Consider the following 26,417-nt stretch of genomic DNA (forward strand, 5'->3'; position numbering starts at 1 on the left):
CGTGCCTCTCAACCCGCTTCCCGTTGCCGGTGTTCCGTGTTGATGGATGCGCATTATAGGGAGTTGTCGGAGAGTCGCAACCCATAAATTGCATAAAAGAGAGCGTTCGCTGCATTCCACAGCAAAAGCCGCTGTTATACGCAGTTACACACAATGTTATCCACACAGAGCGGGCTATATGAATTTAGGCGAGCATCGCGCAAACGTTTTCGCTACAATGCCGGGCAATATTCCGGACACCCCTTTTCGGGGCGTTACCTGAGGTTTTTGAACTTTTCTTCCTGTATAGAAGAGAAAACCGCTATGAAGCCTGACGTAACGCTCTTATATACGCGAAACAAAGCCAAGGGATAAACCACCATGCAACAACCTCGTCCTGTACGCCGCGCATTGCTCAGTGTCTCTGACAAAGCCGGTATCCTCGAATTTGCTCAGGCGCTCTCAAGTCGCGGTGTCGATCTGCTCTCCACAGGTGGAACAGCTCGCCTTCTGGCGGATGCGGGTCTGGCTGTCACTGAAGTCTCTGACTACACCGGCTTCCCGGAAATGATGGATGGACGCGTCAAAACCCTGCATCCGAAAGTGCATGGCGGCATTTTAGGTCGTCGCGGCCAGGATGATGCCATCATGGCGCAGCACGACATAAGCCCAATCGACATGGTGGTCGTTAACCTCTATCCCTTTGCACAGACTGTCGCCCGTGAAGGATGTTCACTGGAAGATGCCGTGGAAAATATCGACATCGGTGGCCCAACCATGGTGCGCTCTGCTGCAAAGAACCATAAAGATGTCGCCATTGTGGTCAGCAGCGGCGACTACGATGCCATCATTGCTGAAATGGACGCTCATGAGAACGCACTGACGCTTGAGACCCGTTTCGATCTGGCAATCAAAGCCTTCGAACACACTGCCGCTTATGACAGCATGATCGCTAACTACTTCGGCACCCTGGTGCCCGCCTATCACGGTGAACGCAATCAGCCCGCTGGCCGTTTCCCGCGTACCCTGAATCTGAACTTCATTAAGAAGCAGGACATGCGTTACGGCGAAAACAGCCATCAGGATGCAGCCTTCTATATAGAAGAGAATATCAGTGAAGCCTCAGTGGCCACTGCGCAGCAGGTTCAGGGCAAGGCACTCTCCTATAACAATATTGCTGACACCGATGCTGCACTCGAGTGTGTCAAAGAGTTCAGTGAACCCGCCTGCGTCATCGTCAAGCATGCAAACCCTTGTGGTGTCGCAACCGGTGATGATCTGCTGGCAGCCTATGAGCGGGCTTATCAGACCGACCCAACTTCCGCGTTCGGCGGCATCATCGCCTTTAACCGCGAGCTGGATGAAGCGACGGCTCAGGCGATTATCAGCCGCCAGTTTGTTGAGGTGATCATCGCACCCGCCGTTTCCGAAGCCGCGCTGAAAATTACCGCGGCTAAACAGAATGTCCGTGTGCTGATCTGTGGTCAGTGGCAAAACCGTACTGCCGCACTGGATTTCAAACGCGTCAATGGTGGCCTGCTGGTCCAGGATCGCGATCTCGGTATGGTGGATGCCAGCCAGTTGCGCGTGGTCAGCAAACGCCAGCCAACCGAACAGGAGCTGCGTGATGCGCTGTTCTGCTGGAAAGTGGCGAAGTTTGTTAAGTCCAATGCCATTGTTTATGCGCGCGACAACATGACAATTGGTATAGGTGCCGGGCAGATGAGCCGCGTCTACTCCGCTAAAATTGCAGGTATCAAAGCAGCCGATGAAGGTCTGGAAGTCAAAGGATCCGCCATGGCGTCAGATGCTTTCTTCCCGTTCCGTGATGGAATTGATGCTGCAGCGGCGTCCGGCGTGAGCTGTGTTATCCAGCCTGGCGGCTCCATCCGTGATGAAGAAGTGATTGCGGCGGCTGATGAGCACGGCATTGCCATGATCTTCACCGACATGCGCCACTTCCGCCATTAATTGTTCTGGAGAGTAACAGATGAAAATTTTAGTAATCGGTAATGGCGGACGTGAACATGCTCTGGCCTGGAAAGCGGCTCAGTCGCCGTTAGCGGAAACGGTGTTTGTCGCGCCGGGTAACGCGGGCACCGCATTAGAGCCTGCGCTTCAGAATATTGCGATCAGTGCGACAGATGTTCCCGCCCTGCTGGAATTTGCCCAGCGCGAAAAGATCGATCTGACGATTGTCGGACCTGAAGCGCCGCTGGTGATCGGCGTGGTCGATGCGTTCCGTAAGGCAGGCCTCGCTATCTTCGGTCCGACTCAGGCCGCTGCACAGCTGGAAGGTTCTAAAGCCTTCACCAAAGATTTCCTGGCGCGTCACCAGATCCCCAGCGCGGCGTACCAGAACTTTACCGACGTTGAGCCTGCTCTGGCGTATCTGCGTGAGAAAGGCGCGCCAATCGTTATCAAAGCCGACGGTCTGGCCGCAGGTAAAGGCGTGATAGTCGCGATGACGCTGCAGGAAGCGGAGGATGCGGTTCAGGATATGCTGGCCGGTAACGCCTTTGGTGATGCCGGACACCGCATTGTGATTGAAGAGTTTCTGGAGGGCGAAGAAGCCAGCTTCATCGTGATGGTGGACGGCGAGCATGTGCTGCCCATGGCCACCAGCCAGGATCACAAGCGTGTGGGCGATGGCGACACCGGTCCCAACACGGGCGGCATGGGTGCCTACTCCCCGGCGCCGGTGGTTACCGATGAGATCCACCAGCGCGTGATGGATCAGGTGATCTGGCCGACCGTGCGTGGCATGGCCGCTGAAGGCAACGTCTACACCGGTTTTCTTTATGCGGGCCTGATGATCGATCATACCGGACAGCCGAAAGTGATCGAATTCAACTGCCGCTTTGGCGATCCGGAGACGCAGCCGATCATGCTGCGCCTGCAGTCGGATCTGGTCGATCTTTGCCGGGCTGCCTGTGACGGTAAGCTGGATCAGAAAACGTCACAATGGGATCCACGACCTGCGCTGGGTGTGGTGCTGGCAGCTGGCGGTTATCCGGGTGATTATGCGCAGGGCGACCAGATTCATGGCCTGCCACTGGAGGAAGTGGCTGACGGTAAGGTATTCCATGCCGGAACACGTCTGGAAGAAGATCGGGTGCTGACCAACGGTGGCCGCGTGCTGTGTGTCACCGCGCTGGGCGACGACGTAGCAGCCGCACAAAAGCGGGCTTACGAGCTGACAAAGCCGATCTCATGGCAGGGTAGCTTCTGTCGCCGCGATATTGGCTACCGCGCCATTAATCGTAAATAAGCACAGGGGGCACAGCGTGCCCCCTTTTCACTTCACATATCGTCTTCTGTCGGCTGCTGTGAGCAGTCATCCTGCTGACTGGCCCGCAACAACTGTAGCCCTTCCGGCGCTTCAAGCCACGACACCATGAGCGGTGCCGATGCGCTCTGCTGCTGCTGTATCAGCAACTGCCGATCGTCAGCGTCAAAAGCGGGTCTGACCTGCTGGCCTTCACACGTCTCCAGTCGATCGCTTCCCAGCCAGTGTCCCTGCTTCAGAAACACCCTGCCGCTTAAAAGCGCATCGCTGAGGTTACGCATCCGCTCCGCATCAAACTTATAGAGCTCAATGGCATCCGGGCTGACCGCCTCACGCCGCCCTGCAAGCTGGCGCTGCATGAAGTTGAGACCACCCGCCTGATCAAAGCGCAGGGTCACATCGTCAGGCTGTTTGCCCTTTACCTGGCGCTGAATGCTGATCAACGACCCTTCCAGCCAGACGTAATCTGTCACTTCACCTTCACCGCCACTGAAGGGTGTATAGAGGGTGCGAATATGGACCGACTGATGATCGCTATTTTTGCGCCAGATACGGACAACACCACGATCGGCAAGATAGCCACTGGCAGAAAAAGGAGGAATATCCGGAGTTGAGCTGCAACCGAAAAGAATCAGGGAGAGAAACAGAATACAAAAACGCTGAAACAGCGGGGTCATGATGGCTTGCCTCTTAAACAAAAGGGGCGAAACGCCCCCTGTTTTAAAGCTTAACCGCAGTGCGACGTCTTACTTAACGGCGTCTTTCAGCGCTTTACCAGACACGAATGCCGGTACATTTGCTGCAGCGATTTTGATCTCTTTGCCAGTCTGCGGGTTACGACCGGTACGCTCAGCGCGGTGGTTCACTTTAAAAGTACCAAAACCAACCAGTTGTACAGCATCACCATCTTTCAGAGACTCAGTGATCGCAGCCAGAGTAGATTCCAGCGCTGCCTTTGCCTGGGTTTTAGACAGGTCAGCTTTTTCTGCGATCACATCAATCAGTTGAGTCTTGTTCATAAGTTATCCTTAAAGTGTATTTATCGCTTGCTAAGCAACGAGTGCGAGGGAAAAGCCATATTCTGGCACTCTTCTGCCTGCACGCACCGATAGCCACAATTTTCAGCCCCCCAAATGTAGACCAGACAGGGGGCCAATGTGAAGCCTCCAGGCGCGCTAATTCGGGCCTGAAGTCACGTTTTATCGCCTTACTGCTGGAAATTTATACCGATGTTGCTAATTCCAGCTTCACGCAGATCAGATCGCAGACCTTTAATCAATTCAAGGTCGCGCTCTTCACACTCCGCCAGCAGGCGGAAAATCTCCCACTGAAGGTCCCACTCATCGATGATAGCCGGGTTTTCACGCAGCTCGTCATCGGTCATTTCGCGCCCAGCCTGGGTCATCTCCAGCATAGCGACAGTGGTAATTGACGTCTCGCTGACTTCAATTGCATGTTCAAGCGTTTCACCGCTCAGCTGCGCATGCACGACTTCGCTTAGTGCCACACAGGCATCAATAGCCGGGTAAACGCCGTAAACGTCAAACGCATCGCCATCCGGAATGGCAGCTTCGAGCTTTTCCAGCTGGCTGTCGAAGTTAATCTTCGCATCTTTGACCGTCAGGTTTTCCCAGATCAGATCAAGAATGCGGCGATATAGCGCCGGATCGGCAAATTCAGTCTGCTCGCAGAACGCCCGATAGTTGGGATACATGCGCTCGCACAGGCAGGCCATAAACGTAAGGTGCTGCCAGCTTTCCAGCTTCGCCAGACGCAGATGAACGGGATTTTGTAACATAAAGGTGGCTCTTATTCGTTTCGCTGGCCGCAGTGTAACTGCAAAACCGCAGCACAAACAGTGTTAAAGCGCGTTTTGCCAGCGCTGGAAAGCGGTTCTGTTCGAGGCAACCGCATCGGCCCAGCGGGTCGGTTCCGGCAACCGGTAACCGCGCGTACAGTTTTCGACCCACTGCAGCGCAGTATTCAGGCTGACGCGATGACCCGTGGCGACAAACAACGGATTACAACGCAGCTTGCTGCGCCATACCCAGCCAATTTGCTCACCTTTGTCGATCAGCGGCTGCCGGCTGCCGGGCTGCGCGTCCAGATCGTCAAAACGACCGCACAAACGGCTTTTCGCAACGCCAATCGTCGGCACATCCACCAGCAGGCCAAAATGCGATGCGACGCCCAGTCGTCTTGGATGCGAAATACCGTGCCCATCCACAAACAGCAGGTCCGGCTTTTGTTCCAGCATCTGCCAGGCGGCCATCAGTGCCGGATACTCGCGGAATGAGAGAAAGCCCGGAATGTAGGGCATGGTGGTCTCAACGCGCGCGATACGATGCTCCACCAGCGTTAGCGAGGGATACTCCAGTATCACCATCGCCGCCCGCGTTACGGTGCCTTCCTGCTCAAATCCAACGTCCGCCCCGCCGATAAAACGGGGCGGCAGCACATCAAAGTCATCCTCACGCACTACCTCAGCGGCGCGTTGTAACTGCTCAGCGCGGAGTGCGGCAATGTCCATAATTACTCCTGATGCCAGGGACGTGATAAACGATGCACCGCTTCAACAAAGACACCCGCATTTTCAGGTGGTACATCCTGATGAATGCCGTGACCCAGATTGAAGACATGCCCGGTACCCGAGCCAAAACGTTCCAGGATGCCGGCCACTTCCTGTTCAATACGCTCCGGTGCCGCATAGAGCATTGAAGGATCCATGTTGCCCTGTAGCGCAACTTTGTCGCCCACGCGACGGCGGGCGTCGTCAATATCGGTGGTCCAGTCGAGACCCAGCGCATCACAACCGGTGGCTGCCATCGCTTCCAGCCACTGCCCGCCGCCTTTGGTGAAGAGCGTCACCGGCACGCGGCGACCGTCATTTTCACGCAGCAGGCCATCAACAATTTTATGCATGTAGTGAAGTGAGAACTCGCGATAATCACGACCGGTCAGCACGCCGCCCCAGGTATCAAACACCATGACAGACTGCGCACCGGCGCGGATCTGAGCATTGAGGTAGAGGATGACGCTGTCGGCCAGCTTATCCAGCATCGCGTGCAGCGTAGCCGGATCGGCATACATCATCTTTTTGATTTTGGTAAACGCCTTGCTGCTGCCACCTTCCACCATGTAGGTGGCCAGCGTCCATGGACTGCCTGAGAAGCCAATCAGCGGCAGATCGCCGTTCAGGTTCTTACGGATGGTGCGGACCGCATTCATCACGTAGCCCAGTTCCATTTCTGGATCGGGTACCGGTAAACGCTCAACGTCAGCGCGACAGGTCACAGGGTTAGAGAAACGCGGGCCTTCGCCGGTTTCAAAGTAGAGACCCAGTCCCATCGCATCAGGAATGGTCAGGATGTCACTGAAGAGGATAGCGGCATCCAGCGGATAACGGCGCAGCGGCTGCAGGGTGACTTCGCAGGCCAGCTCGGCGTTTTTGCATAGCGACATAAAGTCACCCGCCTGGGCGCGTGTCGCTTTGTACTCCGGCAAATAGCGACCGGCTTGTCGCATCATCCATACCGGCGTGACATCAACTGGCTGGCGTAACAGGGCACGCAAATAACGATCGTTCTTCAGTTCACTCATCTCAACACTCTCTCAATAACAGGCGTGTAGTGTAGCACTTTCACGCTTCGGCGCGGCACAGGACGACAGTATCTTCAATCAGACGACGCGCCACGGTGCCGGGAGGTGGCAGCAACGGCAGGTCATCAAAACGGAACCAGGCCGCATCCAGCAGTTCTTTGCCGTCGTGTTGCAGATCGCCGCTGTCATACTCTGCCATAAATGCTGTCATCAGCGATTGCGGGAAGGGCCACGGCTGGGAGGTCACGTAACGGACATTTTTGACGCGGATATTGCTCTCTTCCATCACTTCACGGGCCACGGCCTGCTCCAGTGTCTCACCGACTTCGACAAACCCCGCCAGCACGGTATAGACCTTATTGCGATGGCGGGCATGGTTCGCCAGCAGGATTTCATCGCCGCGACGGATCGCCACAATAATGCAGGGTGCAATCTGCGGATAGTAACGCTCGCGGCAATGGCTGCAGAGACAGGCAAATTCATGTTTGCTGTGATGCATTTCATGGCCGCAATAGCCGCACCAGCGATGAGAACGGTAGAATTCCGCCAGCTGAACACCGCGACCCACCAGCTGAAACAGCGCTGCATCCTGATCGATTAGCTGACGTACTGAGAACATATCGGCAGAACGCGGTTCACAAATCAGCCAGACTTTTTCGCCCTGCCACTCACCGATGGTCCGGGCCTTACTGCCAGTTAAACCAAATTTTTCGGCGTTTCCGTGGGGTAAATCACCTTGTGGCAACCAAATTTTCTGTTCATGGCTGACAATCCACCATCCAGCGTCTACGCTTGAGATTTCGCATTGCATTTATTTCGTCATCCTTAGCGTCAAATCGCACGCTGAAGCCCTGATGTTAAGTGTGTAGATAAACAACTATAACTCACATGGAGTTAGATATGCTTAACCAGTTAGACGTCCTGGCTGAACGCGTAGGTGGCAGTAATGAACTGGTCGATTCGTGGCTTGAAGCCCGTCGTCAGCTACTGGTGACCTATTATCACCTGGTGGGTCTTAAACCTAATAAAGAGGCGCTGACGCGTCTGGATGAACAGGCGCTCGACAACTTCTGTCATGGCCTGGTCGATTATCTTTCTGCGGGTCACTTCAGTATCTATGAGCGTGTGATCAGTGAAATGAGTGGCGACAGCCCGATGATCGCTGCCGCGCAGATTTATCCCCCGCTGGAGGCCAATACGGAACGTCTGATGCAGCTCTATGACGGCCACCTTCAGCAGGCGATTGATGACGAAAACTGCATGACCTTCCAGCAGGCGTTGTCCGAAGTGGGCGAAGTGCTGGAAGCCCGGTTTACACTTGAAGATAAGCTGATTCAGCTGGCATGGGACAACAAGCTCGTCCCCCCGCCAGTGGCGAATGACAGCCAAATCGCCCGCCCGGCCTGATTATCGCCGTCGGGAAAGGGGTTGAGATTATCTTCCAGCCCTTTTATGCTAAACAGGTTCTGCGGAGCGCTTTCCAATGAACCTTTTTTATTTGTGCTTTGAAATTTAAGCTTTTTACGCCGGAGTCTGTTACAGGACGCCAGTGCAAAAAGTAGCTTCTTGTCGGAGTGCCCAGTTGGGCTGAGACCGTTAATTCGGGATCCGCGGAACCTGATCAGGTTAGAACCTGCGAAGGGAACAAGAGTAAATATTCTCTGTATGTCAGCACGCTTACGCTGTCTATACGGTTACTCCTTCCGAACTCCGGACAAGCATCGTTCCCTCTTAACAGGAAGATTGCTATGTCTGACCCAAAAATGACCCGTCGTGAACAGCGTGCCCAGGCGCAGGAATTTATCGATTCTCTGCAAAGCGGCAGTGCCTTTCCCCAGTCCCGTCGCATCTGGATTACCGGCAGCCGGGAGGATATTCGCGTACCCATGCGTGAAATTACCCTGAGCCCGACCCACACTGGCGGTAGCAAAGAACAGCCTCTCTATGAGCAAAATGAAGCGGTGCCGGTCTATGACACGGCAGGCGCTTATGGTGATCCCGCGGCAGAGATTGATGTGCATCGTGGCCTGGAAAAGCTGCGCGCGCGCTGGATTACTGAACGCGGCGACAGCGAACTTCTTGAACAGAACAGCTCAGGCTATACCCAACAGCGACTGGCTGATGAGGGGCTGGATCATCTGCGCTTCGATCACCTTCCGACACCGCGCCGTGCCCGTGCCGGGCGCCGCGTCACGCAGCTGCACTATGCCCGCCAGGGGATCATCACCCCGGAGATGGAGTTTATCGCTCTGCGCGAAAACATGGGGCGCGAGCGAATCCGCAGTGAGGTGCTGCTGCAACAGCATCCGGGTCACAGCTTTGGTGCGCATCTGCCCGCCCGCATCACCCCCGAGTTTGTGCGTCAGGAAGTTGCTGCCGGACGCGCTATCATCCCGGCGAATATCAATCACCCTGAATCAGAGCCCATGATCATAGGCCGCAACTTTCTGGTTAAGGTTAACGCCAACATCGGTAATTCGGCGGTGACCTCTTCCATTGAAGAAGAAGTGGAAAAGCTGGTCTGGTCAACTCGCTGGGGTGCCGATACGGTGATGGATCTCTCTACCGGTCGTTATATTCATGAAACGCGCGAATGGATTTTGCGCAACAGCCCGGTGCCTATTGGTACGGTGCCGATCTATCAGGCGCTGGAAAAAGTGAATGGCGTGGCGGAGGCGCTGAACTGGGAAATATTCCGGGACACGCTGCTTGAACAGGCGGAACAGGGCGTCGATTACTTCACTATCCACGCGGGCGTGCTACTGCGTTATGTCCCGATGACGGCGAAACGTCTGACCGGCATCGTCTCGCGGGGCGGATCGATCATGGCGAAGTGGTGCCTGTCCCATCATCAGGAGAGTTTCCTCTATCAGCACTTCCGTGAGATCTGTGAAATCTGTGCGGCGTACGATGTCTCCCTGTCGCTGGGCGATGGCCTGCGTCCGGGTTCGATTCAGGATGCCAACGATGAAGCGCAGTTTGCCGAACTGCGTACCCTGGGTGAACTGACCCGTATTGCCTGGGAATATGATGTTCAGGTAATGATTGAAGGTCCGGGCCACGTGCCGATGCATATGATCCGCCGCAACATGACGGAACAGCTCGAGCTGTGCGATGAAGCCCCCTTCTACACCCTCGGTCCGCTGACCACCGATATCGCGCCCGGCTATGACCATTTCACCTCGGGTATCGGTGCCGCCATGATTGGCTGGTTTGGTTGTGCGATGCTGTGTTATGTCACACCTAAAGAGCATCTGGGTCTGCCCAACAAAGAGGATGTGAAACAGGGATTGATCACCTACAAAATCGCGGCGCATGCCGCCGATCTGGCCAAAGGCCACCCCGCTGCGCAGATCCGTGATAACGCCATGTCCAAAGCGCGCTTTGAATTCCGCTGGGAAGATCAATTCAATCTGGCGCTGGATCCCCACACGGCGCGTGCTATGCATGACGAAACCCTGCCGCAGGAGTCAGGAAAGGTGGCTCATTTCTGCTCGATGTGTGGCCCTAAATTCTGCTCAATGAAAATTTCTCAGGAGGTGCGCGAGTTTGCAGCACGCCAGGATGCGCGTGCCGAGCCGGTTGAAGTGGGCATGCCGCAGATGTCAGACCGTTTTCGCAGCCACGGCGGTGAGCTTTATCACCCTGCCGATGCCATTAAGGAGGAGTAACGATGCCCGCATTCCCTGCTACCGCCCCGCGCCTGGGGCTTTATCCGGTGGTTGATAGCCCCGAGTGGATTGAACGCCTGCTGGAGATGGGCGTTCGCACGCTGCAGCTGCGCATTAAGGATCAGCCCGATGCGATCGCTGAGCCCGCTATTGCCCATGCGATTGCACTGGGAAAACGCTATGACGCACGCCTGTTTATCAATGACTACTGGCAGCTGGCAATTAAACATCAGGCTTATGGCATACATCTGGGGCAGGAGGATATGGATGTGGCCGATCTTGCCCGCATTCATCAGGCCGGATTGCGTCTGGGGCTCTCCACCCATGACGACGCGGAGCTGGATCGCGCGCTGGCAACCCAGCCCTCTTACATCGCACTTGGGCATATTTTCCCGACGCAGACTAAAGAGATGCCTTCTGCGCCGCAGGGCATTGAGCAGCTGAAGCGACATCTGGCACGCCTGACGCATATTCCCACTGTGGCGATTGGCGGTATCTCGATTGCGCGAGCACCTGAGGTACTGGCAACCGGCGTTGGGAGTATTGCGGTAGTGAGTGCGATTACTGAGGCAGATGACTGGCGTGAAGCAACCCGGACACTGATGGCGCTGGCAGAACCTGGCCATTAAGGATTTGTGGAAGCTGTGCCACATAGCCGCTGCAAAACAGGTAATGCCCGCATTCTTCCAGGAAAGCAGCGCGCAAACGTGAGGGTTGCCGCTGGCGTGCTGTGAGCCAAAACCTTAACGTGGCATCCGTCAGGTTAAGGTTAACTGACCAGGGCCGGTTCCCTCCTCTTGCCGGCCCTGCTTCTTCTTTCCTCTATACGATAGCAGAGGCTGAAGTCTGCGGCTCATGCTGACACGAGAGCATAGCGCGTTCGACGGCCGCACCCACCCGCGCCAGCGCCTGTTCAGTTTGCTCGTTTATTGGCAGCCCGTAATTTAAGCGCAGACAGTTGCGATATTTGCCCGAGGCTGAAAAGAGTGAGCCTGCGGCAATCTGAATTTTTGACTCGCGCAGTTCCCGGTTAAGCAGGACCGCATCAAATGCTTCCGGGAGTTCAATCCACATCAGAAAACCGCCCTGAGGGCGGGAAACGCAGATGCCGCAGGGAAAGTAGTGGCGCACCCAGCAGCTAAAGGTTTCATAGTTACGATGATAGATTTGCCGCATCCGCCGTAGATGCAGCTGATAATGGCCCTGGCGGATAAACTCCGCAACCGCATGCTGAGGCTGCGTGGCGGTGGAGCCTGTGACGATATATTTCATGTGCAACACGCGGTCGCGATAGCGGCCTGGTGCAACCCAGCCGACACGCAAACCGGGCGCCAGCGTTTTAGAAAAAGAGCTGCATAGCAGAACCCGGCCATCGAGATCCAGCGCTTTAATGGTAGGTGGGCGCGGGTATTCCCAGGCTAACTCACCATAAACATCATCTTCGATTACCGCCGCATCAAACCGCTGCGCCAGCGCCAGCAATGCCCGCTTACGCTGTTCGGGCATGATGAATCCCAGCGGATTATTGCAGTTCGGCACAACAACGACTGCTTTAATCGGCCATTGATCAAAGGCCAGTTCCAGCGCTTCCAGACTGATGCCGGTGACCGCATCTGTTGGGATCTCAATGGCACGAATGCCAAAGCCGCGCAGGGTTTGCATGATGCCGTGAAACGACGGTGACTCAACGGCAATGATATCGCCCGGCTCGCAGACGGCCCGAACGGCGACCGATAACGCCTCATGGCAGCCGGTGGTAATAACGATGTCATCGGCGGTAAGCTGGCAGCCGCTATCTATCGCCAGCCGTGCAACCTGTTGTCGCAGCGCGAGAACACCATAGAGGTTGTCATAATTCAGCAGCGCCATGTCCTGCTTCTGCGCCTGACGGCTGAATGCTTTCCACAGCGGCTTAAGCGTCGGCTGAGTCAGATCCGGCATGCCACTGCCCAGCTGCAACACATCATCCTCCAGTCGGCTGTTAATCAGCTCCAGCACCGCATCCCACTGCGTCACCTCAACCGGCCGCTGTGCAGGACGGGTCAGCGCAGGCATCGGGGGTGTTGCTTTGCGCGAGGCGACAAAATAGCCGGAGCGAGACTGCGGCGTGATCATCTGCTTCTCTTCCAGCAGATGATAAGCCTGCTGTACGGTGCTGATACTGACGCCATGTTCGGCACTCAGACTGCGTACCGAAGGCAGGCGCTCACCACTGCGATATAAACCCTGTTCAATGCGCTGAGCCAGCAGTGTGGCCAGATGTTCATATCGCGTCATTGTATTTCCTCTGTCTCAGATGATGAGCATTAACCAGTACAGTTATGCTTCTTTTTTACCATTCAGATCACGACAACCGCAATCTGTATGTTAAAAAAAGGTGATTTTTGCGTCTGTATCATACAGAGCGATGCGATGAAAATGGTCATCAGATACTTCACTGAGGGCACTATCATGGGATACGACGAGAATCGGGCAGCTAAACCCTTTACAGGCACACCTTACCAGCTGGTTCGTTTCGTGTGGCGTAGTTATAAACGCTGGCAACTACGGCGTGAAACCCGCGTCATCCTGTCGAAACTGAGTGACAGTCAGTTGAAAGACATTGGTCTCAGGCGCAACGACTGGAATGCCTGAATGACAGACAAAAAAAACCCTGCCGAGGCAGGGTTTTTATCAGGCAAAGAACGATTAATCGTTTTTGTTGCCGCCGAGACCGGCGTTCAACAGTTCAGCCAGGCTGGCTGAGGCTTCATCCGCAGTAACCTGCGGTGCAACCGGCACTTCACCTGCCGCTTTACGGCGCATACGATCCTGATGGTACGCATAACCGGTACCGGCCGGGATCAGACGACCCACGATGACGTTCTCTTTCAGGCCGCGCAGTTCGTCGCGCTTGCCTGCAACTGCTGCTTCGGTCAGGACACGTGTCGTCTCCTGGAACGAGGCTGCAGAGATGAACGATTCGGTAGCCAGTGACGCTTTGGTAATACCCAACAGGTCACGCATGAAGGTTGCGCCAACTTTTCCGTTCGCTTCCAGATCACGGTTAGAGATCTTGATGCGAGAGAATTCAGCCTGCTCACCTTCCAGGAAGTCTGCACTTCCTGCGCTCACGATGGTTGCTTTACGCAGCATCTGACGAACGATGACTTCGATGTGCTTATCGTTAATCTTAACGCCCTGCAGACGGTAAACTTCCTGCACTTCGTTAGTGATGTAACGGGTCACCGCATGCACGCCACGCAAGCGCAGGATGTCATGTGGAGACTCTGGGCCATCGGAAACCACGTCACCGCGCTCAACACGTTCACCTTCGAACACGTTCAGCTGACGCCATTTCGGAATCATCTCTTCGTACGGCTCGCTACCATCCAGCGGGGTAATGACCAGACGACGCTTACCTTTGGTCTCTTTACCGAAGGAGATGATGCCGCTGATCTCTGCCAGAATCGCGGGCTCTTTCGGACGACGCGCTTCGAACAGGTCAGCAACGCGTGGCAGACCACCGGTGATATCTTTGGTACCGCCAGATTCCTGCGGAACACGCGCTAACGTGTCACCGGCACTGATCTTAACGCCATCTTCCAGCTGAACAATCGCTTTACCTGGCAGGAAGTACTGAGCCGGCATATCGGTGCCCGGGATCAGAACGTCGTTGCCATTGGCATCAACAATTTTCAGCGCAGGACGCAGATCTTTACCGCCCGCAGTACGTTCAGCACTGTCCAGAACCACCAGCGAAGAGAGACCGGTTAAGTCATCTGTCTGACGGGTAATGGTCTGGCCATCAACCATGTCAGTGAAGCGAATGAAACCGCCCACTTCGGTGATGACTGGCATGGTATGCGGATCCCAGTTTGCAACGGTTTCGCCCGCGGCAACCTGCTCACCATCACCTTTCGCCATGGTAGAACCATAAGGAACTTTATAGCTCTCTTTGGTACGACCAAATTCGTCGATCATTTTCAGTTCAACGTTACGCGAGGTGATCACCAGCTTGCCTGCCGAGTTCGTTACGGACTTGGCGTTGGTCAGCTTGATGGTACCTTTGTTCTTCACCTGAATGCTGGATTCAGCAGCCGCACGTGATGCCGCACCACCGATGTGGAACGTACGCATCGTCAGCTGTGTACCTGGCTCACCGATGGACTGTGCTGCGATAACACCGATCGCTTCACCTTTGTTGATGATGTGACCACGTGCCAGGTCGCGACCGTAGCAATGCGCACACACACCAAAGTCGGTTTCACAACCTACAACAGAGCGGACTTTCAGGCTGTCAACTGAGTTCAGTTCCAGCACATCACACCAGTGCTCATCGAGCAGCGTGTTGCGTGGGACCAGAATGTCAGCAGTGCCCGGCTTCAGAACGTCTTCTGCCGTCACACGACCCAGTACACGTTCACGCAGTGGCTCTTTAACGTCGCCACCTTCGATGACAGGCGTCATCATGATGCCTTCGTGTGTACCACAGTCATCTTCGGTAACAACCAGATCCTGTGCAACGTCAACCAGACGACGCGTCAGATAACCGGAGTTCGCCGTTTTCAGTGCGGTATCCGCCAGACCTTTACGTGCACCGTGGGTTGAGATGAAGTACTGAAGTACGTTCAAACCCTCACGGAAGTTCGCCGTGATTGGTGTTTCGATGATGGAACCATCTGGTTTCGCCATCAGACCACGCATACCGGCCAGCTGACGAATCTGTGCAGCAGAACCACGCGCACCGGAGTCGGCCATCATAAAGATGCTGTTAAAGGAAACCTGTCGCTCTTCTGCACCGTCGCGGTTAATCACAACTTCGGTAGAGAGGTTTTCCATCATCGCCTTGGCAACACGTTCGTTGGCTGCTGCCCAGATATCGATGACTTTGTTGTAACGTTCGCCTGCGGTTACCAGACCAGACTGGAACTGTTCCTGAATTTCAGCCACTTCCGCTTCCGCTTCGGTGATGATTTCCACTTTCTTCTCTGGAATAACCATATCATCGATACCGACTGACGCGCCTGAACGGGCAGCGTAAGCGAAACCGGTGTACATGGTCTGGTCAGCAAAGATAACCGTCGGCTTCAGACCCAGAATGCGGTAACAGGTGTTAAGCATTTTGGAGATAGCTTTTTTGCCCAGCGCCTGGTTAACGATAGAGAACGGCAGACCTTTCGGCACGATCATCCACAGGATGGCACGGCCAATCGTTGTATCGATGATGCTGGTTTTAGCAACCCACTCATCCTGCTCGTTTTTCTCGTGTTCAGTGATACGCACTTTAACGCGAGCATGCAGAGAGGCCAGGCCAGCGCGATAAACACGCTCAGCTTCTTTCGGGCCAGTCAGCACCATGCCTTCGCCTTTAGCGTTAACACAGTCACGGGTCATGTAATACAGACCCAGTACAACGTCCTGAGAAGGAACGATGATTGGCTCGCCGTTCGCAGGTGACAGGATGTTGTTGGTCGACATCATCAGCGCACGCGCTTCCAGCTGGGCTTCCAGCGTCAGCGGTACGTGAACAGCCATCTGGTCACCATCGAAGTCGGCGTTATAGGCCGCACAAACCAGCGGGTGCAGCTGGATTGCTTTACCTTCGATCAGAACCGGTTCAAAGGCCTGAATACCCAGACGGTGCAGCGTAGGCGCACGGTTCAGAAGAACCGGGTGCTCACGGATCACTTCGTCGAGGATATCCCAGACAACCGCTTCTTCGCGCTCAACCATTTTCTTCGCGGCTTTGATGGTGGTGGCCAGGCCACGCAGTTCCAGCTTGCCGTAAATGAACGGTTTGAACAGTTCGAGTGCCATTTTCTTAGGCAGACCGCACTGATGCAGACGCAGGTATGGACCAACGGTGATAACCGAACGACCAGAATAGTCGACACGTTTACCCAGCAGGTTCTGACGGAAACGACCCTGCTTACCTTTGATCATGTCAGCCAGCGATTTCAGCGGACGCTTGTTGGAACCGGTGATCGCACGACCGCGACGACCGTTGTCCAGCAGTGCATCGACCGCTTCCTGCAACATACGCTTTTCGTTGCGTACGATGATATCTGGCGCAGCCAGATCCAGCAGGCGCTTCAGACGGTTGTTACGGTTGATCACGCGACGATAAAGATCGTTCAGATCCGACGTTGCGAAACGGCCACCATCCAGCGGTACCAGCGGACGCAGATCCGGTGGCAGAACAGGCAGCACGGTCAGGATCATCCACTCTGGCTTGTTACCAGACTGTACGAACGCTTCCAGCAGCTTGATACGCTTGGTCAGCTTTTTACGTTTGGTTTCGGAGTTGGTTTCGTTCAGCTCTTCACGCAGCTGCTCGCACTCCTGCTCCAGATCCATGTTTTTCAACAGGGCCTGGATCGCTTCGGCGCCCATTTTGGCGTCGAACTCGTCACCGAACTCTTCCAGAGCGTCAAGGTACTGCTCTTCAGTCAGGATCTGACGCTTCTCGAGGTTGGTCATGCCACCTTCGATTACCACGTAAGATTCAAAGTAGAGCACGCGCTCGATGTCACGCAGTGGCATATCCAGCAGTAAGCCGATACGCGATGGCAGTGACTTCAGGAACCAGATGTGCGCAGTCGGCGACGCCAGTTCGATGTGGCCCATACGCTCACGGCGTACTTTAGTCTGGGTCACTTCAACGCCGCACTTCTCACAAATCACACCACGGTGTTTCAGGCGCTTATACTTGCCGCACAGGCACTCATAGTCTTTTACCGGCCCGAAGATACGGGCACAGAACAGACCATCGCGCTCTGGCTTAAAAGTACGGTAGTTAATGGTTTCTGGCTTTTTCACTTCACCAAAAGACCAGGAACGGATCATGTCTGGCGAAGCCAGCGCAATTTTGATCGCATCAAACTCTTCGGTCTTAGTTTGCGCTTTCAGAAACTTAAGTAAGTCTTTCACGGATTAGCTCCCGTCGGAGTGAGACTCAGAGGGCGTCCAACCGAAATTGAACGCCCCGTAACCAGTACAATTGCGAGCGCTTTAAACCCTGCGCTATCAGGCGGCGGCGAACCGCAGCCTGAAAAGGGGTTACTCGTCTTCCAGCTCGATGTTGATACCCAGCGAGCGAATCTCTTTCAACAGTACGTTGAAGGATTCCGGCATGCCCGGTTCCATCTGATGGTTACCGTCAACGATGTTTTTATACATCTTGGTACGGCCGTTGACGTCATCAGACTTAACGGTAAGCATTTCCTGCAGGGTATACGCGGCACCGTATGCTTCCAGTGCCCATACTTCCATCTCACCAAAGCGCTGACCACCGAACTGTGCCTTACCACCCAGCGGCTGCTGAGTAACCAGGCTGTAGGAACCGGTTGAACGTGCATGCATCTTGTCATCAACCAGGTGGTTGAGTTTCAGCATGTACATGTAGCCAACGGTTACCTGACGTTCGAACTGCTCACCGGTACGGCCGTCAAACAGGGTAATCTGACCGGAAGAAGGCAAGCCGCCGAGCTGCAGCAGCTCTTTGATTTCACTCTCTTTCGCGCCATCAAACACCGGAGTGGCGATTGGCATACCTTTCTTCAGGTTCTCCGCCAGACGAAGAACTTCGTCATCGGAGAAGGTGTTCAGGTCAACTTTCTGACGCAGATCGCTACCCAGGTCATAGGCGCGCTGGATGAATTCGCGCAGTTTCGCGACTTCTTCCTGCTTCTTCAGCATGGCGTTGATCTTTTCGCCGATGCCTTTCGCTGCCATGCCCAGGTGGGTTTCCAGAATCTGACCGATGTTCATACGCGATGGTACGCCCAGCGGGTTCAGAACGATGTCAACCGGCGTGCCGTTTTCATCGTAAGGCATATCTTCGATCGGGTTGATCTTGGAGATAACACCTTTGTTACCGTGACGGCCTGCCATTTTGTCACCCGGCTGAATCTGACGCTTAACAGCCAGATAAACCTTAACGATTTTCAGCACGCCTGGTGCCAGATCATCGCCCTGGGTGATTTTACGACGCTTACCTTCGAGTTTTTTCTCAAACTCGTGCTTCAGTTCGTCGTACTGCTCTGCCAGCTGCTCCAGCTGGTTTTGCTTGGCTTCGTCAGTCAGACCCAGTTCCAGCCAGCGCTCGCGCGGCAGCTTGTCCAGTTTGTCTGCTTCAACGCCACCAGAAATCAGGACGTTCTGAATACGGCTGAACAGGCCCGCTTCCAGAATCTGCAGTTCTTCAGACAGGTCTTTTTTGGCCTGCTTCAGCTGCATCTCTTCAATTTCCAGCGCACGTTTGTCTTTTTCCACGCCATCGCGGGTAAAGACCTGAACGTCAATCACGGTGCCTGACACGCCATTCGGTACGCGCAGTGACGAATCTTTCACGTCAGAGGCTTTTTCACCGAAGATAGCGCGCAGCAGTTTCTCTTCTGGCGTCAGCTGGGTCTCACCTTTCGGCGTGACCTTACCAACCAGAATGTCACCACCGGTCACTTCAGCACCGATGTAGACAATGCCTGACTCATCCAGTTTAGAGAGAGCGGCTTCACCCACGTTCGGGATATCAGCGGTAATCTCTTCCGGCCCCAGTTTGGTGTCACGCGACACGCAAGCCAGTTCCTGAATATGGATAGTCGTAAAGCGATCTTCCTGAACCACACGCTCGGAGACCAGGATGGAGTCTTCGAAGTTGTAGCCGTTCCACGGCATGAACGCTACGCGCATGTTCTGGCCCAGTGCCAGTTCACCCAGATCGGTGGACGGGCCATCTGCCAGCACGTCGCCGCGCTCAACCGGCTCACCCAGAGAAACACATGGCATCTGGTTGATGCAGGTGTTCTGGTTAGAACGGGTATATTTGGTCAGGTTATAAATGTCGATACCGGCTTCGCCAGCATGCATTTCGTCTTCGTTCACTTTGATAACGATACGTGATGCGTCGACGTACTGAACGGTACCGCCACGTTTCGCAACGGCGGTAACACCGGAGTCAACAGCAACAGCACGTTCCATACCGGTACCAACCAGCGGCTTGTCAGCACGCAGAGTCGGAACGGCCTGACGTTGCATGTTCGCACCCATCAGGGCGCGGTTGGCGTCATCGTGTTCCAGGAACGGGATCAGGGACGCACCGACAGAAACGATCTGTTGGGTCGAAACGTCCATGTAGTCAACCTGATCACGGCTGAACAGACTTGATTCGCCTTTGCTACGGCAGGTGACTAAGTCATCAACAAACGCGCCGTTATCATCAAGAGGGGCGTTCGCCTGAGCGATAACGTAGTTACCCTCTTCGATAGCAGAGAGGTAATGAATCTCGTCAGAAACCAGACCGTCGATAACACGGCGATAAGGTGTCTCAAGGAAACCGTACTCGTTCGTCTGTGCATAAACAGACAAGGAGTTGATCAGACCGATGTTCGGGCCTTCAGGGGTTTCGATTGGGCAGACACGACCGTAGTGCGTTGGGTGTACGTCACGCACTTCGAAGCCGGCACGCTCACGCGTCAAACCACCCGGGCCGAGAGCAGAGATACGACGTTTGTGCGTAATCTCTGACAGCGGGTTGTTCTGATCCATGAACTGAGAAAGCTGGCTTGAACCAAAGAACTCTTTCACCGCGGCCGAAATCGGCTTCGCGTTGATCATGTCCTGTGGCATCAGGGTATCCAGGTCGCCCAGTGACAGACGCTCTTTAACCGCACGCTCAACACGCACCAGACCCACACGGAACTGGTTCTCAGCCATTTCACCGACTGAACGAATACGACGGTTACCGAGGTGGTCGATATCGTCCACTTCGCCTTTACCGTTACGGATGTCGATCAGCTTCTTCATCACTTCGATGATGTCGTCTTTGCTCAGGATGCCTGAACCTTCGATTTCATCACGCAGTAATGAGCGGTTGAACTTCATACGACCAACAGCAGACAGATCGTAACGATCTTCAGAGAAGAACAGGTTCTCAAACAGGTTCTCTGCTGCTTCGCGTGTTGGCGGCTCACCAGGACGCATCATGCGGTAGATCTCAACCAGTGCGCTCAGGCGATCGCTGGTTGGGTCGACACGCAGGGTCTCGGAGATATAAGGACCGTGGTCCAGATCGTTGGTGAACAGCGTTTCGATGCGCTTGTGACCGGACTGGCTCAGTTTAGCCAGCAGATCCAGTGACAGTTCCATGTTCGCTGCAATGATCAGCTCACCGGTGCTCTCATCGATGTAGTCTTTAGCGACCACTTTGCCCGCGATATATTCAACCGGAACTTCGATGTGCTGAATGCCATCTTTTTCCAGCTGACGGATATGGCGCGCAGTGATACGGCGTGCTTTTTCGACGTAGACGGTGCCGTTCGCTTCGATATCGAAGGTAGCGGTTTCACCGCGCAGGCGCTCAGGCACCAGCTCCATCTGCAGCTTGTTGTCACGGATTTCAAACACCACTTTCTCGAAGAAGATATCGAGGATCTGAGGTGTAGTGAACTGCAACGCACGCAGGATGATAGTGGCCGGCAGCTTACGACGACGGTCAATACGGACAAACAGGTTATCTTTCGGGTCAAACTCAAAGTCGAGCCATGATCCGCGGTAAGGGATGATACGTGCGTTGTACAGCACTTTACCCGATGAGTGAGTTTTACCCTTATCGCTATCAAAGAACACGCCAGGACTACGGTGCAGCTGAGAAACGATAACGCGTTCGGTACCATTGATAACAAAGGTACCGTTGTCGGTCATGAGCGGAATTTCGCCCATGTAGACTTCTTGTTCTTTAATGTCTTTTACGGTGCCTTCTGGCGCTTCGCGCTCATAGACCACCAGACGCAGTTTCACGCGCAGCGGTGCCGAATAGGTCACGCCACGGATCTGACACTCTTTCACGTCAAAGACAGGTTCACCCAGGCGATAGCTCACATACTGCAACTCAGAGTTGCCGCTGTAGCTCGCAATAGGGAATACAGAACGGAATGCAGCTTCCAGTCCGTACTGACCTTCTGGATCTTGCTCGATAAACTTCTGGAACGAGTCGAGCTGGATGGAAAGGAGATAAGGTATGTCCAGTACTTGCGGACGTTTACCAAAATCCTTACGAATACGTTTTTTCTCGGTATAGGAGTAAACCATAGGGTTCCTCAGCTAGCTGACAAGTCGACCCACGCTGTCCGTCCTGACAGGACAGTTCATGCAACACGATTTTGTTTGATTCACTGGCTGCGCGGCAGCAGTGCAATACCTCTTTCTATCACGCTTAAATCATTTCATCGCTTTTGAGAAGGCAGGGAACCCGCACAGGAAAGCGGTATATTAAGTCGTCGATAGAGAAAGATATTGAAGAGTAACAATGGACAAACAGTGTGAAACCCCATTGAGACCCTGTAGCGCAAAAAGGCTGGTGACCAAAAAGTCACCAGCCATCAGTCTGAAACTACTCAGACTGCAACCCGAAGGTTGTCTTACTTAACTTCAACTTCAGCGCCAGCTTCTTTCAGAGCAGCTTCAAGTGCAGCTGCGTCGTCTTTGCTGATTGCTTCTTTGATCACGCCAGTTGCTTCAACCAGGTCTTTGGCTTCTTTCAGGCCCAGACCAGTTGCAGTACGTACGGCTTTGATTACTGCAACCTTGTTCGGGCCAACAGCTTTCAGGACTACGTCGAATTCAGTTTTTTCTTCAACAGCTTCAGCCGGGCCAGCAGCAACAGCTACAGCAGCAGCAGCAGAAACGCCGAATTTTTCTTCCATTGCAGAAACCAGCTCAACAACTTCCATTACGGACATCGCTGCAACAGCTTCCAGAATTTGGTCTTTAGTGATAGACATGACAATTGTTCCTAAGAATCAGAAAAAGTTTATACGTAAGCAAGTACGAAGAAAAGAATATGGCCTTAAGCCGCTTCTTTTGCATCGCGTACAGCAGCCAGAGTGCGGACCAGTTTGCCGGCAGCGGCTTCTTTCATGGTCGACATCAGACGTGCCAGTGCTTCTTCGTAGGTCGGCAGAGTTGCCAGACGGTCAATATTGGCCGCCGTGATCAGCTCACCTTCAAAGGCTGCAGCTTTGACCTCAAATTTTGCATTCGCTTTCGCGAAATCTTTGAACAGACGAGCAGCAGCGCCCGGGTGTTCCATAGAATATGCAATCAGGGTCGGACCAACAAACGTGTCTTTCAGGCACTCAAATTGAGTTCCTTCAACGACGCGGCGCAGCAGGGTGTTACGAACAACACGCATGTAAACGCCAGCTTCACGGCCTGCTTTACGCAGTTCGGTCATTTTATCAACGGTAACGCCACGGGAATCCGCAACAACCGCTGAAAGCGCACCTTTGGCTACTTCGCTGACTTCAGCAACAATCGCTTGTTTGTCTTGAAGATTTAATGCCATTAGCTTTTGCTCCTGGATTTGACCGGGAAAGGATTTCCCCGGAACTCACTTCACTTAACCACCCCGAAGGGTAGTAAGCGCTCGAACACGGTGAGCAGAATCCAGCTAAGAAAAAATTCTTTTGGTTCTGTCACCGTCTACGCAGGGTATTAAGCGGAATATCCGGAGATAAACAGCGCCTGCGGTCTTGGACGGAGGCCAGGATAAGGCCTGGCTCCAACCTAAATTCTGTGTGACACAGCAGAGTCAGAGGGAAAGGCGATAAACGCAACAGTCAGTTCTGGCTCTCTGATGTCCTGTTCTGCTAATAACAGAACAACGGGCGTAAGATTCTAGGTGAATTTTTCGCCCGTTTCAAGCAGCAATTAGTTTGCTGTTGCGTTCAGACCAGCCTGGTCAACGGCAACGCCGGCGCCCATGGTGGTTGAAAGGCTGACTTTCTTGATGTACACGCCTTTCGCCTGAGATGGTTTTGCTTTTTTCAGCGCGACCAGCAGAGATTCCAGGTTTTCTTTCAGTTTGTCAGCGTCAAAGTCCACTTTACCGATGGTAGTGTGGATGATGCCGTTTTTGTCGTTACGATAACGAACCTGACCCGCTTTAGCATTCTTAACTGCTTCAGCAACGTTAGGGGTTACAGTACCGACTTTCGGGTTTGGCATCAGGCCGCGTGGGCCCAGAATCTGGCCTAACTGGCCAACAACGCGCATTGCATCCGGAGAAGCAATAACAACGTCAAAATTCATTTCGCCTTTCTTGATCTGATCAGCCAGGTCTTCCATGCCTACCAGCTCAGCGCCTGCTGCTTTAGCAGCTTCAGCGTTTGCGCCCTGGGTGAAGACAGCAACACGTACTGAACGACCAGTACCGTGTGGCAGAACGGTCGCGCCGCGCACGTTCTGATCAGATTTACGTGCATCAATACCGAGGTTGACAGCAACGTCAACGCTTTCAACGAACTTGGCAGTAGCCAGTTCTTTCAGCAGAGCAACAGCTTCAGCAATGTCATACTGCTTGGTCGCGTCAACTTTGTCGCGAATTACGGTCATGCGCTTGGTCAGCTTAGCCATTTCTTAGTCCTCTACTACCAGGCCCATGGAACGAGCAGTACCTTCGATTGAGCGAGTCATCGCTTCAACGTCAGAACCAGTCATGTCCGCAGCTTTGGTTTCTGCGATTTCACGTACCTGAGCACGAGTCACTTTACCGACTTTATCTTTGTTCGGCTTACCAGAACCAGACTTGATGCCCGCTGCTTTTTTCAGCAGTACGGCAGCCGGAGGCGTTTTGGTAATGAAGGTAAAAGAACGGTCGCTGTATACGGTGATAACAACAGGAGTCGGCAGACCTTTTTCCAGAGATTCGGTCTTAGCGTTGAACGCTTTACAGAATTCCATGATGTTAACGCCCTGCTGACCCAGTGCTGGACCAACCGGTGGACTTGGGTTCGCCATACCAGCTGCAACCTGCAGCTTGACGTAGGCTTGGACTTTCTTAGCCATGATATTTCCTCAATTGGGTTATAGCGCCTGTAAAGGCTCCCCGTGATAACGATTTACACGCTGTTGCCAGCGCATAAAAACAAAAGGCGCGAAATTGTAGTTAAATTTCGCGCCTGCTGCAACAGCTAATTTGTGAGCGGAAAGAGGTTAACCTTTCTCCACCTGACCAAAGTCCAGCTCAACCGGTGTTGCACGACCAAAGATAGATACGGAAACCGTCAGGCGGCTCTTCTCGTAATCCACATCTTCAACCACACCGTTAAAGTCAGCAAATGGACCGTCATTAACGCGAACCATTTCACCCGGCTCAAACAGCGTTTTCGGACGAGGCTTGTCGCCGACCTGCTGCAGACGGTTCATGATCGCATCAACTTCTTTATCGCTGATCGGTGCCGGACGGTCAGAGGTACCGCCGATGAAACCCATCACGCGCGGGACGCTGCGTACTAAGTGCCAGCTGGCGTCATTCATGACCATCTGAACCAGTACGTATCCCGGGAAAAACTTGCGCTCGCTCTTACGACGCTGGCCACCACGGATTTCAACGACTTCTTCAGTCGGAACCATGACGTCGCCAAACAGCTCTTCCATGTTGTGCAATTTGATATGCTCGCGCAGCGATTGGGCTACGCGGCCTTCAAAACCGGAAAACGCCTGTACGACGTACCAGCGTTTCTTTGGAGCTTCAGACATCTCAGAACCTCAGGCCAGTGATAAACGATACCAGACGGACCAGAATACCATCCAGCCCCCACAAAATCAGTGACATCACGGCAGTAACCGCGGCAACGATTAACGTGGTGTGCAGCGTTTCCTGGCGGGTTGGCCAGATAACCTTACGCATTTCTGTTCTTGCTTCACGAGCAAAAGCCACGGTCGCTTTGCCTTTGGTCGTTAAAAGCGCAATGCCGCCAGCCGCTGCAATCAGTACAACTACGGCTAATGCACGCAGTGGCAGTGACACATCACGATAGAGGTAGTTACCTACAATCGCTGCAAGCAGCAGTAATACAACTACTACCCACTTTACCGCTTCCAGGCCACGCCCGCTCCCTTGAGCTTCGGTATTCGCACTCATAAACCAACCTGCCACAATAATTCAGAAACTATTCTGCCCCGCAGTGCGAGGCGTCCAAACCGAATGAGCTTTTGAGGCGTAACTCGGTATCCAACGCCGCATAACAGAGCCTGTCTCAGCAATGATTATGATTCAAAAAATCACTGATGAGCCAGGTTCTATGAAACAGCGTGCAAAAAGGGCATCAAATGATGCCCTTTCCGTGTGCATTGCGTCAAACGTTATCGGTAATTATGCGATAACTTTAGCAACAACACCCGCGCCAACGGTACGGCCACCTTCGCGGATTGCGAAGCGCAGACCTTCGTCCATTGCGATTGGGTGGATCAGGGTAACAACCATTTTGATGTTGTCGCCTGGCATGACCATTTCAACGCCTTCTGGCAGCTCTACTGAGCCGGTTACGTCAGTTGTACGGAAGTAGAACTGTGGACGATAGCCTTTGAAGAACGGAGTATGGCGACCACCTTCGTCTTTAGACAGAACGTAAACTTCTGACTCGAACTGAGTGTGTGGCTTGATTGAGCCTGGCTTAGCCAGAACCTGGCCACGCTGGATGTCTTCACGCTTGATACCGCGCAGCAGAACACCACAGTTTTCGCCTGCCTGACCCTGGTCCAGCAGCTTACGGAACATCTCAACACCGGTACAGGTTGATTTCGCAGTATCTTTGATACCCACGATTTCAACTTCGTCGCCGACTTTAACGATGCCGCGCTCAACACGACCGGTAACAACAGTACCACGGCCAGAGATTGAGAATACGTCTTCGATTGGCAGCAGGAACGGCATGTCGATCGCACGGACTGGATCCGGGATGTAGTTGTCCAGGTGTTCAGCCAGTTCGATGATTTTCGCTTCCCACTCAGGAACGCCTTCCAGCGCTTTCAGAGCAGAACCACGAACGATTGGGGTGTCGTCGCCTGGGAAGTCGTACTGTGACAGCAGGTCACGTACTTCCATCTCTACCAGC

The 26,417-nt window shown here is 53.9% G+C and carries 22 protein-coding genes and 1 riboswitch; of the genes, 6 read left to right on the forward strand and 16 right to left on the reverse strand.

What is annotated here, in order from left to right; translation table 11 throughout:
• Positions 1-360 precede the first annotated feature (360 nt).
• Positions 361-1,950 carry a bifunctional phosphoribosylaminoimidazolecarboxamide formyltransferase/IMP cyclohydrolase gene (gene purH, locus LQK91_RS21420; protein ID WP_105100152.1) on the forward strand — a complete coding sequence of 530 codons (1,590 nt, stop codon included), beginning with the start codon at positions 361-363 and terminating at the stop codon, positions 1,948-1,950.
• 19 nt (positions 1,951-1,969) lie between these two features.
• Positions 1,970-3,250, forward strand: a complete 1,281-nt coding sequence (purD, locus tag LQK91_RS21425; protein ID WP_105100151.1) for a phosphoribosylamine--glycine ligase — start codon at positions 1,970-1,972, stop codon at positions 3,248-3,250.
• Between the two features lie 32 nt (positions 3,251-3,282).
• Here purD and LQK91_RS21430 read toward each other — a convergent pair whose 3' ends face one another.
• The 6 genes from LQK91_RS21430 to nudC all read right to left on the reverse strand — a co-directional run bounded on the left by LQK91_RS21430 (position 3,283) and on the right by nudC (position 7,679).
• Positions 3,283-3,945, reverse strand: a complete 663-nt coding sequence (locus tag LQK91_RS21430; RefSeq protein ID WP_105100150.1) for a DUF1481 domain-containing protein — start codon at positions 3,943-3,945, stop codon at positions 3,283-3,285.
• Between the two features lie 69 nt (positions 3,946-4,014).
• Positions 4,015-4,287, reverse strand: coding sequence for a nucleoid-associated protein HU-alpha (hupA, locus tag LQK91_RS21435; RefSeq protein WP_003850136.1), 273 nt, complete (start codon positions 4,285-4,287; stop codon positions 4,015-4,017).
• Between the two features lie 188 nt (positions 4,288-4,475).
• The gene (locus LQK91_RS21440) at positions 4,476-5,066 is read right to left on the reverse strand and encodes a YjaG family protein (protein WP_003850135.1); all 591 of its coding nucleotides are present in this window, start codon (positions 5,064-5,066) and stop codon (positions 4,476-4,478) included.
• 63 nt (positions 5,067-5,129) lie between these two features.
• Positions 5,130-5,798 carry a deoxyribonuclease V gene (gene nfi / locus LQK91_RS21445; RefSeq protein ID WP_003850133.1) on the reverse strand — a complete coding sequence of 223 codons (669 nt, stop codon included), beginning with the start codon at positions 5,796-5,798 and terminating at the stop codon, positions 5,130-5,132.
• 2 nt (positions 5,799-5,800) lie between these two features.
• Positions 5,801-6,868, reverse strand: a complete 1,068-nt coding sequence (hemE, locus tag LQK91_RS21450) for a uroporphyrinogen decarboxylase (protein ID WP_008927148.1) — start codon at positions 6,866-6,868, stop codon at positions 5,801-5,803.
• A gap of 40 nt (positions 6,869-6,908) precedes the next feature.
• Positions 6,909-7,679 carry an NAD(+) diphosphatase gene (gene nudC, locus LQK91_RS21455; RefSeq protein ID WP_105100149.1) on the reverse strand — a complete coding sequence of 257 codons (771 nt, stop codon included), beginning with the start codon at positions 7,677-7,679 and terminating at the stop codon, positions 6,909-6,911.
• A gap of 89 nt (positions 7,680-7,768) precedes the next feature.
• Between nudC and LQK91_RS21460 the strand changes: the two genes are divergently transcribed.
• From LQK91_RS21460 to thiE, 3 genes are all read left to right on the forward strand, one after another.
• A complete protein-coding gene (locus LQK91_RS21460; RefSeq protein WP_003850126.1) occupies positions 7,769-8,275 on the forward strand; it encodes an Rsd/AlgQ family anti-sigma factor in 507 nt (168 codons plus the stop codon).
• Positions 8,276-8,428: 153 nt separating this feature from the next.
• Positions 8,429-8,529, forward strand: a riboswitch (TPP riboswitch).
• A gap of 87 nt (positions 8,530-8,616) precedes the next feature.
• Complete coding sequence (thiC, locus tag LQK91_RS21465) at positions 8,617-10,539, forward strand: phosphomethylpyrimidine synthase ThiC (RefSeq protein WP_105100148.1); 1,923 nt, start codon at positions 8,617-8,619, stop codon at positions 10,537-10,539.
• 2 nt (positions 10,540-10,541) lie between these two features.
• Positions 10,542-11,168, forward strand: a complete 627-nt coding sequence (gene thiE, locus LQK91_RS21470; RefSeq protein ID WP_105100147.1) for a thiamine phosphate synthase — start codon at positions 10,542-10,544, stop codon at positions 11,166-11,168.
• 193 nt (positions 11,169-11,361) lie between these two features.
• Here thiE and LQK91_RS21475 read toward each other — a convergent pair whose 3' ends face one another.
• Positions 11,362-12,816 (reverse strand): PLP-dependent aminotransferase family protein, encoded by a 1,455-nt coding sequence (locus LQK91_RS21475; RefSeq protein WP_003850120.1) that lies wholly within the window; start codon positions 12,814-12,816, stop codon positions 11,362-11,364.
• A 174-nt stretch (positions 12,817-12,990) separates the two neighbouring features.
• Between LQK91_RS21475 and LQK91_RS21480 the strand changes: the two genes are divergently transcribed.
• A complete protein-coding gene (locus LQK91_RS21480) occupies positions 12,991-13,173 on the forward strand; it encodes a DUF1127 domain-containing protein (protein ID WP_039660706.1) in 183 nt (60 codons plus the stop codon).
• Positions 13,174-13,227: 54 nt separating this feature from the next.
• Here the strand turns inward: LQK91_RS21480 and rpoC are convergent, their stop codons facing one another.
• The 9 genes from rpoC to LQK91_RS21525 all read right to left on the reverse strand — a co-directional run.
• A complete protein-coding gene (gene rpoC / locus LQK91_RS21485; RefSeq protein ID WP_003850116.1) occupies positions 13,228-17,451 on the reverse strand; it encodes a DNA-directed RNA polymerase subunit beta' in 4,224 nt (1,407 codons plus the stop codon).
• 129 nt (positions 17,452-17,580) lie between these two features.
• Complete coding sequence (rpoB, locus tag LQK91_RS21490) at positions 17,581-21,609, reverse strand: DNA-directed RNA polymerase subunit beta (RefSeq protein WP_008927143.1); 4,029 nt, start codon at positions 21,607-21,609, stop codon at positions 17,581-17,583.
• Positions 21,610-21,938: 329 nt separating this feature from the next.
• Complete coding sequence (rplL, locus tag LQK91_RS21495; RefSeq protein ID WP_008927142.1) at positions 21,939-22,301, reverse strand: 50S ribosomal protein L7/L12; 363 nt, start codon at positions 22,299-22,301, stop codon at positions 21,939-21,941.
• 65 nt (positions 22,302-22,366) lie between these two features.
• Positions 22,367-22,864 carry a 50S ribosomal protein L10 gene (gene rplJ, locus LQK91_RS21500; protein WP_003848098.1) on the reverse strand — a complete coding sequence of 166 codons (498 nt, stop codon included), beginning with the start codon at positions 22,862-22,864 and terminating at the stop codon, positions 22,367-22,369.
• 365 nt (positions 22,865-23,229) lie between these two features.
• On the reverse strand, positions 23,230-23,934 hold the full coding sequence (gene rplA / locus LQK91_RS21505; RefSeq protein ID WP_003848092.1) for a 50S ribosomal protein L1: 705 nt from the start codon (positions 23,932-23,934) through the stop codon (positions 23,230-23,232).
• Positions 23,935-23,937: 3 nt separating this feature from the next.
• On the reverse strand, positions 23,938-24,366 hold the full coding sequence (gene rplK, locus LQK91_RS21510; RefSeq protein ID WP_006121495.1) for a 50S ribosomal protein L11: 429 nt from the start codon (positions 24,364-24,366) through the stop codon (positions 23,938-23,940).
• 147 nt (positions 24,367-24,513) lie between these two features.
• The gene (gene nusG, locus LQK91_RS21515; protein ID WP_003848088.1) at positions 24,514-25,059 is read right to left on the reverse strand and encodes a transcription termination/antitermination protein NusG; all 546 of its coding nucleotides are present in this window, start codon (positions 25,057-25,059) and stop codon (positions 24,514-24,516) included.
• Between the two features lies 1 nt (position 25,060).
• A complete protein-coding gene (gene secE / locus LQK91_RS21520; RefSeq protein ID WP_008927141.1) occupies positions 25,061-25,444 on the reverse strand; it encodes a preprotein translocase subunit SecE in 384 nt (127 codons plus the stop codon).
• Between the two features lie 231 nt (positions 25,445-25,675).
• On the reverse strand, positions 25,676-26,417 hold a 742-nt coding region (locus tag LQK91_RS21525; RefSeq protein WP_146257634.1), incomplete at its 5' end, for an elongation factor Tu.

This window comes from Pantoea sp. MHSD4, from assembly GCF_021043305.1.
GTDB classification, from domain to species: domain Bacteria; phylum Pseudomonadota; class Gammaproteobacteria; order Enterobacterales; family Enterobacteriaceae; genus Pantoea; species Pantoea eucalypti.

What these genes read in the sequence shown, in the direction of transcription:
- rplJ (WP_003848098.1), bottom strand. Translation starts at nt 22,864, where the DNA reads ATGGCATTAAATCTTCAAGACAAACAAGCGATTGTTGCTGAAGTCAGC.
- LQK91_RS21430 (WP_105100150.1), bottom strand. Translation starts at nt 3,945, where the DNA reads ATGACCCCGCTGTTTCAGCGTTTTTGTATTCTGTTTCTCTCCCTGATT.
- LQK91_RS21460 (WP_003850126.1), top strand. Translation starts at nt 7,769, where the DNA reads ATGCTTAACCAGTTAGACGTCCTGGCTGAACGCGTAGGTGGCAGTAAT.
- LQK91_RS21480 (WP_039660706.1), top strand. Translation starts at nt 12,991, where the DNA reads ATGGGATACGACGAGAATCGGGCAGCTAAACCCTTTACAGGCACACCT.
- hemE (WP_008927148.1), bottom strand. Translation starts at nt 6,868, where the DNA reads ATGAGTGAACTGAAGAACGATCGTTATTTGCGTGCCCTGTTACGCCAG.
- rplK (WP_006121495.1), bottom strand. Translation starts at nt 24,366, where the DNA reads ATGGCTAAGAAAGTCCAAGCCTACGTCAAGCTGCAGGTTGCAGCTGGT.
- purH (WP_105100152.1), top strand. Translation starts at nt 361, where the DNA reads ATGCAACAACCTCGTCCTGTACGCCGCGCATTGCTCAGTGTCTCTGAC.
- hupA (WP_003850136.1), bottom strand. Translation starts at nt 4,287, where the DNA reads ATGAACAAGACTCAACTGATTGATGTGATCGCAGAAAAAGCTGACCTG.
- rplA (WP_003848092.1), bottom strand. Translation starts at nt 23,934, where the DNA reads ATGGCTAAGCTGACCAAGCGCATGACCGTAATTCGCGACAAAGTTGAC.
- rpoB (WP_008927143.1), bottom strand. Translation starts at nt 21,609, where the DNA reads ATGGTTTACTCCTATACCGAGAAAAAACGTATTCGTAAGGATTTTGGT.
- rplL (WP_008927142.1), bottom strand. Translation starts at nt 22,301, where the DNA reads ATGTCTATCACTAAAGACCAAATTCTGGAAGCTGTTGCAGCGATGTCC.
- purD (WP_105100151.1), top strand. Translation starts at nt 1,970, where the DNA reads ATGAAAATTTTAGTAATCGGTAATGGCGGACGTGAACATGCTCTGGCC.
- LQK91_RS21475 (WP_003850120.1), bottom strand. Translation starts at nt 12,816, where the DNA reads ATGACGCGATATGAACATCTGGCCACACTGCTGGCTCAGCGCATTGAA.
- nudC (WP_105100149.1), bottom strand. Translation starts at nt 7,679, where the DNA reads ATGCAATGCGAAATCTCAAGCGTAGACGCTGGATGGTGGATTGTCAGC.
- LQK91_RS21440 (WP_003850135.1), bottom strand. Translation starts at nt 5,066, where the DNA reads ATGTTACAAAATCCCGTTCATCTGCGTCTGGCGAAGCTGGAAAGCTGG.
- secE (WP_008927141.1), bottom strand. Translation starts at nt 25,444, where the DNA reads ATGAGTGCGAATACCGAAGCTCAAGGGAGCGGGCGTGGCCTGGAAGCG.
- nusG (WP_003848088.1), bottom strand. Translation starts at nt 25,059, where the DNA reads ATGTCTGAAGCTCCAAAGAAACGCTGGTACGTCGTACAGGCGTTTTCC.
- thiC (WP_105100148.1), top strand. Translation starts at nt 8,617, where the DNA reads ATGTCTGACCCAAAAATGACCCGTCGTGAACAGCGTGCCCAGGCGCAG.
- thiE (WP_105100147.1), top strand. Translation starts at nt 10,542, where the DNA reads ATGCCCGCATTCCCTGCTACCGCCCCGCGCCTGGGGCTTTATCCGGTG.
- nfi (WP_003850133.1), bottom strand. Translation starts at nt 5,798, where the DNA reads ATGGACATTGCCGCACTCCGCGCTGAGCAGTTACAACGCGCCGCTGAG.